General features: G+C 40.7%; 13 protein-coding genes and 3 tRNA genes. 8 read left to right on the top strand and 8 right to left on the bottom strand.

Translation table 11 applies throughout. The features are described from left to right. Positions 1-229: 229 nt before the first annotated feature. Positions 230-2,326 carry a PGF-pre-PGF domain-containing protein gene (locus ACZ5A8_RS05515; protein WP_464532695.1) on the top strand — a complete coding sequence of 699 codons (2,097 nt, stop codon included), beginning with the start codon at positions 230-232 and terminating at the stop codon, positions 2,324-2,326. A gap of 331 nt (positions 2,327-2,657) precedes the next feature. Here ACZ5A8_RS05515 and ACZ5A8_RS05520 read toward each other — a convergent pair. Then, positions 2,658-2,729 (bottom strand) — tRNA-Ala (locus tag ACZ5A8_RS05520). Between the two features lie 226 nt (positions 2,730-2,955). On the opposite strand from ACZ5A8_RS05520, the gene ACZ5A8_RS05525 reads away from it, so the two are divergent. Further along, positions 2,956-3,032 (top strand) — tRNA-Ile (locus ACZ5A8_RS05525). Between the two features lie 63 nt (positions 3,033-3,095). Beyond that, a tRNA-Ile gene (locus ACZ5A8_RS05530) sits at positions 3,096-3,169 on the top strand. 640 nt (positions 3,170-3,809) lie between these two features. Here ACZ5A8_RS05530 and ACZ5A8_RS05535 read toward each other — a convergent pair. Together ACZ5A8_RS05535 and ACZ5A8_RS05540 are read right to left on the bottom strand one after the other, a co-directional pair. Continuing rightward, entirely contained in the window at positions 3,810-4,223 is a 414-nt protein-coding gene (locus ACZ5A8_RS05535; protein ID WP_229390902.1) for a transcriptional regulator, read from the bottom strand. A 1,252-nt stretch (positions 4,224-5,475) separates the two neighbouring features. Beyond that, on the bottom strand, positions 5,476-5,877 hold the full coding sequence (locus ACZ5A8_RS05540) for a transcriptional regulator (protein WP_229390957.1): 402 nt from the start codon (positions 5,875-5,877) through the stop codon (positions 5,476-5,478). Positions 5,878-6,539: 662 nt separating this feature from the next. Between ACZ5A8_RS05540 and hdrA the strand changes: the two genes are divergently transcribed. From hdrA to hdrB, 3 genes are read left to right on the top strand one after another with little or no spacing between them, the layout of a single operon-like run. Continuing rightward, complete coding sequence (gene hdrA / locus ACZ5A8_RS05545; RefSeq protein WP_464532696.1) at positions 6,540-8,969, top strand: ferredoxin:CoB-CoM heterodisulfide reductase subunit HdrA; 2,430 nt, start codon at positions 6,540-6,542, stop codon at positions 8,967-8,969. Continuing rightward, the gene (gene hdrC / locus ACZ5A8_RS05550; RefSeq protein ID WP_322222065.1) at positions 8,966-9,676 is read left to right on the top strand and encodes a ferredoxin:CoB-CoM heterodisulfide reductase subunit HdrC; all 711 of its coding nucleotides are present in this window, start codon (positions 8,966-8,968) and stop codon (positions 9,674-9,676) included. Before hdrA ends, hdrC begins: the two co-directional genes overlap by 4 nt. Then, positions 9,630-10,574: a ferredoxin:CoB-CoM heterodisulfide reductase subunit HdrB gene (gene hdrB, locus ACZ5A8_RS05555; RefSeq protein ID WP_464532698.1), complete on the top strand. Its 945-nt coding sequence runs from the start codon at positions 9,630-9,632 to the stop codon at positions 10,572-10,574. The genes hdrC and hdrB overlap by 47 nt, the downstream gene beginning before the upstream one ends. A 473-nt stretch (positions 10,575-11,047) precedes the next feature. Here hdrB and ACZ5A8_RS05560 read toward each other — a convergent pair whose 3' ends face one another. The 3 genes from ACZ5A8_RS05560 to ACZ5A8_RS05570 are packed head-to-tail and all read right to left on the bottom strand — an operon-like array spanning position 11,048 to position 12,794. Continuing rightward, positions 11,048-11,584, bottom strand: coding sequence for a UPF0228 family protein (locus tag ACZ5A8_RS05560; protein WP_464532699.1), 537 nt, complete (start codon positions 11,582-11,584; stop codon positions 11,048-11,050). Between the two features lie 27 nt (positions 11,585-11,611). Further along, positions 11,612-12,538, bottom strand: coding sequence for a C39 family peptidase (locus ACZ5A8_RS05565; protein ID WP_464532700.1), 927 nt, complete (start codon positions 12,536-12,538; stop codon positions 11,612-11,614). Then, the gene (locus tag ACZ5A8_RS05570) at positions 12,522-12,794 is read right to left on the bottom strand and encodes a hypothetical protein (protein ID WP_464532701.1); all 273 of its coding nucleotides are present in this window, start codon (positions 12,792-12,794) and stop codon (positions 12,522-12,524) included. The genes ACZ5A8_RS05565 and ACZ5A8_RS05570 overlap by 17 nt, the downstream gene beginning before the upstream one ends. A gap of 647 nt (positions 12,795-13,441) precedes the next feature. On the opposite strand from ACZ5A8_RS05570, the gene ACZ5A8_RS05575 reads away from it, so the two are divergent. Continuing rightward, positions 13,442-13,645, top strand: a complete 204-nt coding sequence (locus ACZ5A8_RS05575) for a hypothetical protein (protein ID WP_464532703.1) — start codon at positions 13,442-13,444, stop codon at positions 13,643-13,645. Positions 13,646-13,761: 116 nt separating this feature from the next. Here the strand turns inward: ACZ5A8_RS05575 and ACZ5A8_RS05580 are convergent, their stop codons facing one another. Next, positions 13,762-14,172: a pyridoxamine 5'-phosphate oxidase family protein gene (locus ACZ5A8_RS05580; RefSeq protein ID WP_464532704.1), complete on the bottom strand. Its 411-nt coding sequence runs from the start codon at positions 14,170-14,172 to the stop codon at positions 13,762-13,764. Positions 14,173-14,636: 464 nt separating this feature from the next. Between ACZ5A8_RS05580 and ACZ5A8_RS05585 the strand changes: the two genes are divergently transcribed. Further along, on the top strand, positions 14,637-15,146 hold the full coding sequence (locus tag ACZ5A8_RS05585; protein WP_464532705.1) for a GNAT family N-acetyltransferase: 510 nt from the start codon (positions 14,637-14,639) through the stop codon (positions 15,144-15,146). 115 nt (positions 15,147-15,261) lie between these two features. On the opposite strand, the gene ACZ5A8_RS05590 is transcribed toward ACZ5A8_RS05585, so the two are convergent. After that, positions 15,262-15,681 carry a pyridoxamine 5'-phosphate oxidase family protein gene (locus tag ACZ5A8_RS05590; RefSeq protein ID WP_229390887.1) on the bottom strand — a complete coding sequence of 140 codons (420 nt, stop codon included), beginning with the start codon at positions 15,679-15,681 and terminating at the stop codon, positions 15,262-15,264. Positions 15,682-15,844: the final 163 nt, after the last annotated feature.

Consider the following 15,844-nt stretch of genomic DNA (forward strand, 5'->3'; position numbering starts at 1 on the left):
GAAATAACAATCTTTCAGTAGAAATGTAAAACGATTAGTTAATTTTATATAACATTGTCAATTTTGTAAAATAAATTCATTTTAAAAATTAAAGAGTCTATCTTAAGGAGTTTTTATGTCTGTAAATACAATGTCTCAACCATATCAGTGCACCTTATGCGGTCAAAAGTGAGAATTTGTGTTAACTATCGATGTTGGGATGCTAAAATAGTTTTTAGGGGTTTTTCTTGTGTGGCGAATAAAAAGAGCATTATCAATTCTATTTACAGTGGCTCTTGCACTTCAGGCTATTGCTGGCAGTGCGGCAGCTGCAATACTTTATGTTGATGACGATGGGTCTGGAAATTATACAACAATCCAGGATGCAGTTGACGATGCGGCTTCTGGAGATACTATAATTGTTAATCCGGGAACTTATACTGAAGAAATTACCATTTCAGTGCCTGACCTGGTTCTTGCATCAAGTAGTCAATATAATGCCGTAATCAGATCTACAGAGAATGCTTTCAATTTGAAAGCTAATAATATTACAATTAAGAGCTTCAATATAATAGGTACAGGTAGTGCAGGTTACTATGGCATTGCCGACTCTTCTCCCTCCTGTACTATTCAGAATAATAAAATTTCTAATTTTTATATCGGCATTGGAGTTTCTAATGTGGATGGAGGGGGAGGCGGCTCAATCATTAATAATGATATTTTTGATTGCGGTGACGGAGTTTTACTCTTTTCCAGTAGTGTTAATGAAATAAGTGGAAATAGGATTTCAAACTGTGAAACAGGAATAGATATAATAGATTCCTATGGCACTCGATTTTATAATAATAATTTTAACAACACCCGAAATGTACAATCTGCTGCTGATAGTCACTGGAATACTACGAAAAAATCTGGAAAGAACATTATTGGAGGCCCTTATATTGGTGGAAATTACTGGGCAACACCTGCAGGGGATGGCTTCTCTCAGACTCATCTAGACGCTAATGGTGATGGGTTTGCTGAAGTACCATACGAAATGAATGAGGTGAATATTGATTCTTTACCTCTGGTAACTCCCAGGACGGAGCCTGGACCGATACTCCCTGCAGCAAATTTCAAGGCAAATATCACCCAGGGACCTGCTCCTCTTGTTGTCCAATTTACCGACATTTCTCAAAATGCAACATCAAGGAACTGGGACTTTGATAACGATGGAAAGGTGGACTCTACAGCTGAAAGCGAAATTCATGTATATATAGATCCAAGAACTTATACCGTTAATCTCACCGCAATAAACGTGAATGGGACCACTTCAAAAACTGCTGTTATAACTGTGCTGGAAAAAGGAAATGATGTACTTCCTACAGCAGACTTCAGTACAAATGTTTCCAGCGGGATTGCTCCCCTTTCAGTCCTCTTTACTGACCTTTCACAAAACGCAACATCAAGGAGCTGGGATGTTAACAGTGACGGAACCGAAGACTCAAGTGAAGCAAGCTTTACTTATATATACACCTCTGCAGGGACTTACACAGCTAAACTGACCGCAATCAATGCAAATGGCACGTATACAAAAACTATGACAATAGCTGTTGAGGAGAAGAGTAGTGGAGGAAGTAGTGGAGGGAGCAGCAGTGGAGGAAGCAGCAGTGGAGGAAGCAGCGGCGGTGGTGGCGGATCCCCTGAGCTCGCAAAGAATGTAGAGGTTAAGGAGCTCTCCCAGGTATTTATCACAAATGGAAAAGCTGTAAAGTTTGACTTCACGAAGAATGCGACCTGTGTTGTGTATATTGGTTTTGATGCAATCAAGAACGTAGGCAAGACCACAACCATTGTTGAACAATTAAAGAATAAGTCTGCACTTGTTTCCGAACTGCCTTCCGGGGAAGTTTATAAGTCTTTTAACGTGTGGGTCGGAAACAGCGGGTATGCAACCTCAAAGAACATAGAAAACCCTGTTATTAGTTTCAAGGTTGAAAAGGCCTGGCTACAGAATCAAAAGATAGACAAGTCTTCCATTACCCTTAACAGGTACGAGGAAAAAGTATGGGTGCAGCTGCCAGCCAGCCTGTCAGGAGAAGATGAGAAATACCTGTACTTCACAGCAAAGGTTCCCGGTTATGCGTCCTTTGCAATAACAGGCAAGTCTACCCTGCAGGTTCAGGACGAAAACTCCCAGATTCCTGCCGAAAATAGATCGGCTGGTGCATTTTCCTCTGAAGACAATGGGACTGAGGGAGCTGAGCCAGATGAAAGCAGCAGGAATGGTAGTACCCTTTTAAGCGTCGGGATCGTTATCGGGGCTCTAGTGGTAGCTGGAGTGGTACTGAAGAGCATGAAGAAATGAGACTGGAACGTTTCATAACGTTCCATTTTACATACTTTTTTGTAAGAAATAATTGATTGTAAAGCCTGCTTCTCTGAAGCTTTTCTCCTTTTCGGGAAAGACCACTCTCCTGGATCGAGCGTGACAGCAAAGATCATTGCTATAACCCATAAATTAGTTCTCTTGAGCGTAGCGAAAAGGACGCGTACTCCCGAGGCACAATTCGGGAAGGACAGCAGGATTCAAAGGACTGAGCCTTCATTTTCAGGTTGGCTCATATAAAAAACAACTCTAAAAAAGGCATTGATCTGATAAAAGAGAAATCCAAAAATGTTAAGCTAATTATTTTCAGTGGACCGGTCGGGAATTGAACCCGAGGCCTCTACCATGCCAAGGTAGCGATCTTCCCCTGATCTACCGGCCCATGTTACGTTTTGCTTTGTCAGCACTCCCTCATACACTCAGTATGGTATATAAAACTGTCGCCATGCAGGCTCAGCTTCCTGTAAATAAAATTTAGAGTCTGAGAAATTCCGAATATTCGAGCAAAAGTTATAAGTAGTAATTCGAGTATTAGAAGTGTTGTCGGATTGGGACGCTTTCCCTAAAAAAGCCTTTCAACTCCGGTAATTAGAAAAAACCTGACATCTGGGCCCGTAGCTTAGCTTGGTGGAGCGCACGGCTGATAACCGTGAGGTCCTGCGTTCGAATCGCAGCGGGCCCACCACAATTCAACAATCTCTTTTCAGAGAAACTTTCAGGTTTTCTTAACTGCATTTACATTCATTTCGGGCCCGTAGCTTAGCCTGGTGGAGCGCACGGCTGATAACCGTGAGGTCCTGCGTTCGAATCGCAGCGGGCCCACATATATTTCTTAACTTTTTTCTTTACTTAACTTATTTCTTAACTTTTTTCTTTACTTAACTTATTTCTTAACTTTTTTCTTTACTTAACTTTTTTCTTTACTCTCTGTTAAATCTACTCTCTTTTGTTTTTACCATAAGATTTTTCTGTGGATCTTATCTGTCGCTCACTGTCTGTTTCTTGCTTATTTCTTCTAGATTCCCCTGATCACTTCTATTTATGAATTTCTTATAGGCGTCCTCATTTTTTACTATCTAGATTTCTCTTTTTTTCTCTTTTTTGCGGGAAAGGCTGCTCTTCTACGTCGGGAGTAACTGGAACAGTTTCGTAGAGCGAATAACGTTGTACTGTCAAAAATCTATAATTCGATCCGCTTGATCACAGCGAAAAATCCCGAAATGAAACTCGGGCGGCAAAACTCGGGGTTGACAAGAATATCAATAACTAAAGAATATCAATAACCGAAGAATATCAATAACCGAAGGATAGCAAACAACAGAAAAGGTGCAGGTAAGGAAAAAATTGAGGGTAGGGGTAATCCCCTTAAGACAGAACGGTTTTCAGATAGTATAAGTCGACGCAATTTTTTGTATGGGGGTTTGCACCGGACTCAGGACCATTCCATTCCCTATCATAAATTTCAGGCAATGTGCTTCAGGCGTTCTATATTCCTCAGCACAAGTCTGCTTTCGGCTATGATTTCTTCTTCGATCTTGCTGACAATACGATCCATAGGGACTGTGAGCCTGTACAGTTTGATCGGTCTGCCCTTTCCTTTTGATTTCTTTTCTTCCCGGATGTTTATCCAGTTGTTTTCGCGGAGGTACCGCATTGCAACACTGACTTCCGGCTGTCTCAGGCCAGATACCATTTCAATGCTCTGGGAAGAGATCTCCCTTCCTTTTGCAAGACAGGCAAGGGTAAGAGCAATTGGCCTGCTAACATTAATCTTTCTAAATAATTCTATCATTTCATATTCGCTTGATCCCATGGATATGGGAATCTCTTTCGTTATGTCAGTAGTTTCTATAGCTAAACCACTTTCATCTACCATTAAATCACCCGAAGAACCATTATAGAGTGAATTAATATAAATATTTACTTATGTTTTATTTTTAATATATGTCAATTTATAATTATATTTCATACTGTTACTGTGGTTGACATTTCAGTAAATCCGGCTGATGATTCTGTTTTCATTAAACTGGGTATGGTTAACTTTTCTGGTTCCTCTTCTAAATAAAATTCATTCAGTGCCCTGACCTTTCTCTCCTTAAATTAATTAATTTAATATGTGGGGGCGAATTCATGAAACTTTTCTATTTAAGTTCCTCTAATAACTACCCTGGCTCCAAAAGAGGTCTAAAAAAGCTTTAATTAGTTTTCGAATACTGTTTTTCCTTCGTTCCATTAAAGAACCATTTTAAATGCAGTTCATAGCACGAAAACTAAGTCCTCTGTAACTTAACTTCAGGATAACTGCATAATGAAATGTATAAATGAATCTGCAGGTAGAAAGTAACAAACAAAAAATTATGAGACAAAAGCAATGCACCTATAGCAATGTACCTAAAGCAGTGTACCTAAAGTAGTGTACCAAAGCAATCTACTTAAAATAATGTACCTGAATAATGTACGTAAAATAAAGTATAATAGTACTGATAAATAATGGACTGGCAATTATAGTGCCAATAATTGACTTATACAGACTGCATCAGGTAATTCGAGCAACTAGAATGGGTTGTGGAAGCAATGAGTTGTAGAAGCAATAAGTTGTAGAAACAATGAGTTGTAGAAACAATGAGTTGTAGAAACAATGAGTTGTAGAAACAATGAGTTGTAGAAACAATGAGTTGTAGAAACAATGAGTTGTAGAAACAATGAGTTGTAGAAACAATGAGTTGTAGAAACAATGAGTTGTAGAAACAATGAGTTGTAGAAACAATGATTGTTAGGGACATTGAATAATTGATAGCTAGCCAATTTCAAAACTTACAATTACCTCTCTAAATTGTGAATTTTGAGTGATCAATTGAATTTCTAATCACTGAAAATAGTTCTGAAGCTCTTATTGATACGGGAATAAAATTGGTTTGGGATAAGCTCAGAATGAATTTCGGGGTTCAAGCCTGGACCTGAATAAAAAAGAGAAGGTAAAAAGAGAATAAGAAAACTTTAATTTTAGTGCTTAAGTTATGGAAAGGTGTTTCCTGATTATACCATCAGATTTTTAATTTGAGATCGAACTTTTTACATATGAGCATGTAAGAAAAAACTATCATAACCTCAATTTTTTTACTAATTTTTCAAGAAAGATTTTTTAGACGTTCTATATTCTGGAGTATAGTCCTGCTTTCCTCAATGACGTTTTCTTCTATTGTGTTAATAATTGTTTCCATCTGGACTGTCAGTTTGTAGAGCTTTACAGGTCTGCCTTTGCCATGGTTCTTTTTTTCTTCCCTCATATTTATCCAGTCATTTTCACGAAGGTAGCGCATTGCAATACTGACTTCTGGCTGTCTCAGACCTGACACCATTTCTATACACTGGGAAGAAATCTCTTCTCCTTTTGAGAGACATGCAAGGGTTAAGGCAACTGGTCTGTTGATATTAAGCCTTCTCAAAAGCTCGACCATTTCGTACTCAACCTCTCCCATCTTAAAATCATTGTCTTCTGAAATTAGCCCATTATCTGCCACAACTATCATCTGCCATTTATACCGGTAGAACACCTCATACTAGGCTCCGGTATTATGTTTTATCCAGTATATCAGATCATAGAAACATATTATTCTCAAACGAGTAACTTTGATTAATTCTTTTAAAGATTTTCTTTAATAAATTATCTCAGTCATTATTTTCAAATAAATATTATTTCTTTTCCTTATATATCTCTATCTATATATTTTGGACATGAGAAATACCTGACAAATACCTGTAAGAAAAACCTGCCAAATCTGGTATCTCAGTCGATTTAAATAATAATACTCTCTCCCTATATATAATTATATGCATATAAAAACTTTCTGACAATAGGAGACGCTAAATTTGTTTATGAAATCTATCTAACGACAGAGTAAGGAATAGTCAGGCAATGAGCCCGGCAATGAGTCAGGCAATGAGTCAGGCAACGTGATTTTTCGCAGGGCTTCATTCAGGTATATATAGGATTAAAGCATTTGACATTATACTTTATTCGATACCTGGACACCAACCAGAACATAACTGCAACATCCGGGCATTGAACTATACCTTTCCTTAAAAATCTATCCTGATTTTGCAACAACTTCTTTTAAAATGGCCTTTCTGGGTCAGTTTGTATGCCTTTTCCGGCAAGCCTTAAATACAAATCCCTGAAAGATTTAGTATAATGACTGATGGGACGACTGACGGGCTGGACAAATCTGCCGTATTTATCTGCCACTGCAGCGGGAATATTTCCGAACATGTTGATATAGATGCGGTGAAAAAGACCCTTAAGGCAGAGGGGATCTCGGTTTTTGATTATGAGTACCTGTGCTCAAGCCAGGGGCAGTCCCTGATAAAAAATAAGATCCTGGAAGGGAACCTGGACAGGGTAGTAATAGGTTCGTGTACTCCTTCCAAGCATGGCACTCTCTTTAAAAAGTGCGTACAGGAAACCGGGTTGAACCGGGGAGGGCTTGAGATTGCAAATCTAAGGGAGCAATGTGCCTGGGTGCATCCTGACAGAACAGGAGCTACTGAAAAAGCTCTTTCCCTCCTGAGAGCCAAGCTAAAACGCCTGGAAAATATCGAGCCGCTGGAAGAGATAAAAGTGGATATTGCTCAACAGGCCCTTGTGATAGGTGGCGGGATAGCAGGGATTACAGCTGCTCTGAACCTTGCAGATAACGGAATTTCCACTTTCCTTGTTGAGAAAGATTCAAGCATAGGCGGGCAGATGGCGAAAATCGGGAAGATATTTTCACCTGATAAACTTGCGGAAGAGTGTGCAATGTGCTCTCTCAGCCCTCTTATGAATGAGGTCGCAGCCCACCCGAAAATTACACTTTTGACCTGGACCGAAATTGAAAGCCTGAGCGGAAGCGCTGGAAACTTTATGGTCAGGCTAAAGAAAAAACCGAGATACGTAAAGGACAGCTGTACAGCATGTGGAAGGTGTAGTCGGGTCTGTCCTGTCCCTGTTGAAGACGAGTTCAACTGCGGATATATGGACAAAAAGGCAATTTCTCTTCGCTTCTCTCAGTCAGTTCCCAAGATCTACTGTATTGATCCCGATTATTGCCTGCAGTTAAACGGGGAAGCCTGTGGAAAGTGCGCAACTACCTGTAAAACCGGAGCAATTGACTTTTCCCAGAAAGAAGAAATTATTGAACTTAATGTAGGTGCAGTTATTGTTGCCACCGGGTTTGAGGAGTATGACGTATCCCAGAAACCCCAGTACGGTTACGGGATTTTTGAAAACGTGCTGACCCAGATGGAACTTGCAAGAATCATGGGCATCAATGGCCCTACAAAAGGTGAACTTCTCAGGATTTCTGATTTCAGTAAACTCTCTAATGCTCCTAAGTCTACAACCTGTACTTCAGGGTGCGAAAGTTCCTCTGACCACTCTTCTGATAATTCCTCTGTCGCCGAAACACCGAAAAGAATAGTGATGATCCAGTGTGTCGGTTCAAGGGACGAAAAAGAGGGGGGGAACCGCTACTGTTCCAGATACTGCTGCATGGCGGCTCTGAAACACGCAAGCCTGATCAAGAAAAAATATCCTGAAACAGAAATCACCATCTGTTATATTGACGTGCGCGCTTTTGGTTTTTACGAAAACTATTACCGTGCAGTTCAGGAGACCGGCGTCAATTTTGTGAGGGGAAGGCCTGCAGAAGTCATTGAAAAGCCGGACAAGAGCCTTGTTGTAAGGGTCGAAGATACCCTTAACCAGAAAATAAGGGAACTTCCTGCTGATCTTGTCGTACTTTCCGCAGCAATGGTCCCTTCTCCGGGGACCAGGAAAATTGCGAGTGTGCTGAACCTGAGCCAGGATGAAAGCGGCTTTATTAAAGAAAGGCACTCCAAGCTAAAACCGGTAGACAGTTCTCTTGACGGGATCTTTGTTTGCGGCACCGCCCAGAGCCCTAAAGATGTTACTGATGCTATTGCCCAGGCCGGACTTGCAGCCGTAAGGGCACGGGCTTTCATTACGGACAGTCCGAAATCGCTGGATAACGAAATTGTGGCAATAAACCAGTTGCTCTGCACGCGGTGTGGAGAATGCCTTAAGTGTCCTTTCAACGCCCTCTCCTTAAATGAGAGCGGAAGGGTTGTACTTGACCCTCTTATCTGCACAGGCTGCGGATACTGTACCGAGCTCTGCAAGGATGGAGCTGTTCAGGTTGCAGGCTTTACGAAATCTCAGTTAAAAGCTGAGATTGAAGGTGTGCTCGAAGAAGGGGATATGCTTGGCTTTGTAAACAGCGGGATTGCTTCACTTACCTGCGATAATATTGGTAACAGCGTACTCACATATCCTTCAAATGTTAAACTGATCAAGGTTCCTACTACTCTGGTAGTTGGCGGAGACCTGGTGCTGCACGCCTTCAAGCATGGTGCGTCTTCTGTTCTTTTTGTAGAGGATCCGCCTGACAGCCCGAGAGCCGAAGTGATATATCCTCTTACTACCAGCCATTTTAAAAAACTCAAAGAAGAGCTTGGGGATTCAGGAAGCCGGATCTATTTCAAAAAAACCTATGTTCCGAACACGAAAGGGCTTGCAGGAACTTTTACCAGCCTTGCCCGGGAAGGAGAGATGATAAAATGATGTCATACGTAAACGAATACGACACCCCGGAGTGTAAAACTCTTGCAGAGACCGCAAAAAAAAGCATCCGAACCCCTGAATCTATGGGACTTGACCGCTGTATCCAGTGCGGAGCATGCACAGCTTCCTGTCCTGCAGCCCGGTTTACGGACTACAGCCCGCGACAGATCGTAAAAAAGGTGCTGGAAAACGATCGCAGTGTGCTTGAATCTGAAATGATCTGGTCCTGCTTCTACTGCTACTCCTGCAATGTTCGCTGCCCCAGGAACAATAGTCCTGTAACAATCGTACAGGTATTGCGGCAGATGGCAATTAACGAAGGAATCGGGGTTGAAAAGCTTGCCTATTTCCTTGAGATCGGAGAATGCCTTTCAGAAAACGGAGCCAGCAAGGTACCTGGCGCCGGCATCAGGAACATGGAAAAGGATCTTGGAGAACGCTGGATTAATATTAAAAGGAATCTGGAGCCCATCCGCTCCGAACTGGGGCTCAGTTCCAGGGATGTCAGGGACACCCATGGAGAAGTTCAGGCCATTCTTGAGAGCACAGGCTATTTTGAAAGGGAAAAATGGATTAAAGCAAGAATACATGAAAAAAAAATTCGCGGGTTCCTGAAGACAGATTGCAGTGAAAGCGAAAAAAAGAGCGGAGACTTCGGCTTTGAAAGCGATAGAGAGTATACCGGACAGGAAGCTCTTACTGTTTAAGAGCTGCATGGTCGGTCAGGAATACCCTGGTGTGGAAACAGCCACCTGTTATGTTTTTGATCGGCTAGGGGTAGATTACTGTATAAATGATGAACAGTCCTGCTGCACAGGGATCGGGCACTACACCGATATCTTTGAAGGGCTTACAACAACAGCAATTGCAGCCAGAAACTTTGCAGTCGCCAGGAAGTGCGGCTATCCGAACATTACCTGCCTCTGTTCAACCTGCTATGCCATAAACAAGGAAGCATGTGAACTCCTTAATACCAATACTGAGGTCCGGGATAAAGTCAATTCCATCTTTATAGAAAAGGGCTTTGACGACCTTGTTTACGAAAAGGGTGATATGAACCCCCGGACGAATTTCTATCATGCAGTCGAGATCCTTCTGAGTAAAGTCGGAAAGATACAGGAAGAGAAGAAGTTCGATTTCTCAGGCATTAGAGCAGCCGCTCATCACGCCTGCCACTATTATAAAGTCAAATACCTCGATGTTGTCGGAAGCCCCGAAAACCCTCAGCTTATAGACACGATAGCTGAAGCCTGCGGGGCATCTCCTGTCCGATGGTACGAAGACCGCACCCTTACCTGCGGAATGGGCTTTTCCCAGCTCCACCTTAACAAAAGCACCTCTCTCCAGGTCACCAAAACCAAACTCGACAGCCTTCAGAGAGCCGGAGTGGAGTTAATGATCCATATGTGCCCGAACTGCCATATCCAGTACGACCGCTACCAGCCTGTAATCGAAAAAGAGTTCGGGGTAGAGTACGACATGGTGCATATGAATATTGCCCAGTTCGTAGCTCTCTCACTGGGAGCAGACCCCTACAAAGTATGCGGTTTCCAGACTCACTCCGTGCCTCTGGAAGGTTTTCTTGAAAAGGCCGGTTTAATATAAAATTCCGTTTTAAAGTTCAACCGGTCATCTTTTTTATTACATCGGGAGTGAAGAGGTCACGGTTTGAAGCGTTTTTAAAAACATGTATCTAAGTTACTGATTATAAATGTAGTCAATAGATACAGTAAAAATACTTTCATTATTTTCAAGCTCGTTGTTAGCTGGCGTTCTAATCTCACTTAGTGGGTTTGTAAACAATCCCAAAAGCGCTACGAGAGTTAGAAATACAATAAAAATAGTGATTACCTTGCCGATTTTACTCATGCCAACACCTATAAAATGAGGGGAGCATAAATCCCACTTATATACGGTTGATTTTTGAATCAGAGACTTCAATTATTTTTATTTCGAACCAGAATCTAAATGCATATACTTTTCCAACGACTTTTGCTTATCCAATCCACTGTAACTTCTTTTTGAACTTCCACTCCCATATTGGCAAGCCAAGCTTCCCAATGACGAAGCTTGGAGTATTACCCTACAATATCATCCAGACCTACAATCAAAACTTTCTCATTTGTTTCGAGTTCATTTTTTATCCTGATTGCATCCCTCTCCAGAATACAATTCTCTCCAACAACCCAGGGCGCTGATCCATCTCCAAACTGGATATAACACACAACAGCCTTTTTCAACTGAAGGTTATTTTTTTCCAGCATTGCGAGAACATTTTCATCTGGAACAAATTCTTCAGATAACATAATTATGTTATAATTTCCTTTTTTGATTTCAACTACAGAAGTCCAGTTTTCATCTTTCCTTAATTCATATATTTTATCTTCATCAACTTCTATGTAGTACATTCCTCGCCCAATATTAGAATTATAGTCTATGGTATAATTCACGGGTATGTCGTAATTTTCAAGAATGTCTTTAACTTCCGCCTCACTAGTTTCATTTTCAAATTGAATAAGTAAACCAGGTGTTTTAACTTCTTGAGATTGCATCATCAGTGCTAAGAAGGTTAGAAGAGCAATAAAAACAACTACTACTTTGCTAATTTTATTCACATCAATCACCGAAGAAAATGAGGAGTTTTAACTCCTCACATATATACGTTTATTTTCAGAACCGAATGCTTCCCAATAAGGTACACAGAAATATATGGGATTAGGATCACCTATACGCAAATATTCATTCGAACCACTTATTTTGTATCCACGACACATTCGAACATGACCTGGAACTCCACTCGCGAAGGGTCCACCATTGTTAATTTCACTCATAGCTCCAGCAAAAGATACAGTGTCTGTACTGAATGAATCAGGTTTATTCATTCCGTTGCTTGAACAATAATAAAGTAACTGATTGGGATAAGTAACCCCATTAGGAGCTACCTCATTCATCATTTCATATATAGTAGTTTGGTGAGGACTTTCATCATTGTAATATTTAGTAAGCATTTTGGCAGTTGCTGGAGCACAGTAGTAACTCGTTATTTGCGCATACACAGTAGCACCAAGATCTACTTCAACATCGGTTCTCGATTTTGTCATATCGTCACTGAGTTTTTCAATATTTTCTTCCGTGACTGCCGCATAAATACTAACCCCCTTATTAACTGCTGCTTGTTCTATAGATTTAGCAAGTTCATCACTTTTTTGCCAGTGTTTTAGATTATTTTCTATCCCATTCTTTAATCTCTGCTCATATATTGACCATATTCCAGGTTCGGTTTCAGTTGCAGGTTTATCTGGTACCACATCAAGGGTATAAGCATCCACAAATATCCGATGTTCATCTCCTGTTGTTTTGTCCTTTACCGCAGTCATCGCCCCTATTTTAGGATAACTGTATACAACCATTTTAGTTGATTTTATTTCTCCGGTCGGGTAATTTTTTTTGGCAATTTCTTTTGACTTCTTCATGGCTTCAGCTACTTTATAGGGTTCAGGATCAAACGTAATGTCGTTGAATGAATGTCCCAGCGTTTTATTGGCATAAATATCAATTGTACCTATCAATTTTTTTTTCTTTGTATACTGAGAATTGATAAAATAATTTCTGACCATTTATGTCGTAAAGCTCAACCGGTTTGGGATCAACAGATGCCCCTGTCCAGCTTTCAAAGCCTGGTGCATCGGCTGCTATGAAACTTATCATGTTCGCACTGGCATGCTTAAAGGCTTCCTCAGCAGTTACATAATAATCTTTTTCTTCCTGTGCACTTACTGTTGGTATTAACACCATACCAACCAGCAGTGTTGCTAAAACAAGCATACCTACTCCAATTTTTTATGGTTCATACTTTTATCTCCTGTGTATCTTATATCCAGGAGGCAGAATCAGACAAGCTAAGTCTTAAATACAGACAAAGCTAACATAACTCATGCCTTCAAGGCGTGTTTTGTGGAGTTCGGGCGGTACCTGGAAAGCACTTCTGAACTCCATAAATCCCTCTTATCTAACTCCTTATAAGTTTTCTGTGTAAATTCTCAAACAATTCGATTTTCGAACTAATTTTGAGTCTGTAATAGTCTGTAATAATTCCTTGACCTTTGATAGTTTGATGATTTGGCCAGAAATTATATATAATCATATTGCCTCACAATATATTCAAAAACTTATATATAAACGCCTAGATCAAAATTTATACTCATATATAGTGATATTTATAAAATCTCGCCGTTTTATTGCAAAAAAATCAGTGTTTGTATCCAATACGGGCCTGTGGGGCATGTGAATAGTCTAAAATTTGACCGGCCTCGCCAAAAATTATATCATCTCTATTAGACAAATTCTGATAAAATACTGCCCGCACTCTTACCTGTGGAATAGGCTTTTCCCAGTTCCACCTTAACAAAAACATCTCTCTCCAGGTCACCAAAACCAAACTTGACAGCCTTCAGAGAGCCGGAGTGGAGTTAATGATCCATATGTGCCCGAACTGCCATATCCAGTACGACCGCTACCAGCTCGTGATTGAAAAAGAGTTTGGGGTAGAGTACGACATGGTGCACATGAATATTGCCCAGTTCGTAGCTCTCTCACGGGAGCAGACCCCTACAAAGTATGCGGTTTCCAGACTCATTCCGTGCCTCTGGAAGGTTTTCTTGAAAAGGCCGGTATAATCTAAAAACTTGAGTTAATCCCTATTTTAAGATTTTAGCCGGTTATTTTTTTTTCTTTTGATCTTTTTATTCCGTTTTTTTAATCTTTTATTTTGATTTACATCACTTCTGAAAACTCAGATCGATTTCTCCCAGCCCTGTCCCATATCAACGAGAGGCCTCAGCTCAATAATCTCGAAGGTAACCGTTGCATTCATCATCTGCGCAAACTCCTCTCCGGCCATTTTTGCGATCTGGCTTTTAATAATATCAAGCATTTTCCCGGAAGTTGCAGATTCCTTCATCTTCATATAAACCCTGATACCTTTCCATTCCGGATCTGGTTCCATTATCAGGTATATCGCGTAAGGGTTTTCCTGAAGGTTTGCAAACGTGCGGTTCTTCCCTGTTGCAACTACGACTGTTTTTTCATCGATCATATTGGGTGAGCCGAAAATAGCTGAATCTACCTTTCCATCTTTACTCGCTGTGCTGAGAATCCCAATTCTCGGTTGCTTGTTAAAGTAGTCCATCAGTTTTGACATCATATCTAAACCTCTTCTAATAGCCTGTTTTAGCGCTCTTTCCTTTAAGAGTTGAGTTTGCGAAGCTGCTTGGTCACAAAATACTGTCATGAAAAGAACTATAATTAATCTTCAGGCTGCAATAATAATCGTCTTAAGTATGCTTAAAACTTTTTACTCTGATAATCTGTATACTCGAGAGACCTTCGAGACTCTGTAGATGAACATATGTCCAAAATCCATGAAGAATAAGCTAAAGGTATTCAATCGAAACAAATTTACATATATGGAAGAAAAGAATATATTTCTTTTATGTTTATCGTGGTTTCAGTTGTTAAAAGCAAATGTTACAGGAGTAAGAATGAAAGGTATTGAATACAAAACGAGTCTTTTCGGACAAAAGGTAGCTTGCCGGTTTCTCAGCGTACCATTCTCAAGTCTGTACTCTATTGAAATCTGCACTAACTTGTTAACTTTTGAAGTTAGGAATGAGAGATATGGCAGAACAGGTAGAAATTTCTCGGGCCAGCCTTGAAGATGCGATTGAAATCTTAGCTCTCCAGAAACTGGCATACCAGAGTGAGGCTCAGATCTATGATGACTGGTCCATCCCCCCTCTGCTTCAAACTGTCGAAGAGATCAGAGATGAGTTCAGTACCAGTGTGTTCCTCAAAGCCGTTAGCGAGCACTCGATTATAGGATCTTTACGATCTCACGTAATAGAAAATACTTGTCATATAGGCAGACTGATTGTACATCCTAAATGGCAGAACCGGGGGATAGGTACTCGTTTGATGACAGAGATTGAGCTCATATATCGGGATGTAGCTCGATTTGAACTTTTCACCGGATCGAATAGCATCAGAAATCTTCACCTCTATCATAAACTGGGGTATCAGGAGTTCCGGCGGGAGCCGCTGGGCAGCAAAGTTGAACTTGTATATTTGGAAAAGATAGTGATTGGAAAAAAGAAAAATATTGGATATAAAAATTCTTGATTTTTAACAGCCACTACAACCGGAGCGGTGGCGCGATACCCGCCACTTGCAGCCGGGCGCGTCACCACAACTTTGATTTTGATTTGTTATTTTTATCTCTATAACTTCCGAAAATTCAGATCGATTTCTCCCAGCCCTGTCCCATATCAACAAGAGGCCTCAGCTCAATAATCTCGAAAGTGACAGTTGCATATATCATCTTTCCCGCTTCTTCGCCAGCTATTTTTGAGATCTGGCTTTTGATCATATCAAGCATCTCGCCGGAAGTTGCAGATTCCTTCATTTTCAGATAAACCCTGATCCCTTTCCAGCTCATAATATCTGTTCCTGGCTCCATTATCAGGAACATCGCATAAGGGTTCTCCTGGATATTTGAAAAAGTACGGTTGTTACCCGTTGCTATTACAACGGTCTTTTCATCGGTCATCTGAGGTGAACCGTAAACAGCCGAATCTACCTTTCCGTCTTTACTCGATGTGCTGAGAACCCCAATTCTCGGTTGCTTGTTAAAGTAGTCCATCAATTTTGACGTCATATTAAATCCCCTGTCACAAACTTATTTTCTCGCTCTTCCCCTGATAAATTGAATGAGCAGGCCGCCTGGTCCGAAAGTACTGCCCGGAAAAGAGCTTTATTAGATATGCAAGCTGCGATAAATATGAGTCGTAAGTATGCTTAAAACTTCGCCTGATGGGTGG

This window comes from Methanosarcina subterranea, assembly GCF_055385895.1.

Bases quoted from the DNA above. Each gene is read 5' to 3' on its own strand.
- ACZ5A8_RS05535 (WP_229390902.1), bottom strand. From the start codon at position 4,223: ATGGTAGATGAAAGTGGTTTAGCTATAGAAACTACTGACATAACGAAA.
- ACZ5A8_RS05540 (WP_229390957.1), bottom strand. From the start codon at position 5,877: ATGATAGTTGTGGCAGATAATGGGCTAATTTCAGAAGACAATGATTTT.
- hdrA (WP_464532696.1), top strand. From the start codon at position 6,540: ATGACTGATGGGACGACTGACGGGCTGGACAAATCTGCCGTATTTATC.
- hdrC (WP_322222065.1), top strand. From the start codon at position 8,966: ATGATGTCATACGTAAACGAATACGACACCCCGGAGTGTAAAACTCTT.
- ACZ5A8_RS05570 (WP_464532701.1), bottom strand. From the start codon at position 12,794: ATGCTTGTTTTAGCAACACTGCTGGTTGGTATGGTGTTAATACCAACA.
- ACZ5A8_RS05575 (WP_464532703.1), top strand. From the start codon at position 13,442: ATGATCCATATGTGCCCGAACTGCCATATCCAGTACGACCGCTACCAG.
- ACZ5A8_RS05580 (WP_464532704.1), bottom strand. From the start codon at position 14,172: ATGATGTCAAAACTGATGGACTACTTTAACAAGCAACCGAGAATTGGG.
- ACZ5A8_RS05585 (WP_464532705.1), top strand. From the start codon at position 14,637: ATGAGAGATATGGCAGAACAGGTAGAAATTTCTCGGGCCAGCCTTGAA.
- ACZ5A8_RS05590 (WP_229390887.1), bottom strand. From the start codon at position 15,681: ATGACGTCAAAATTGATGGACTACTTTAACAAGCAACCGAGAATTGGG.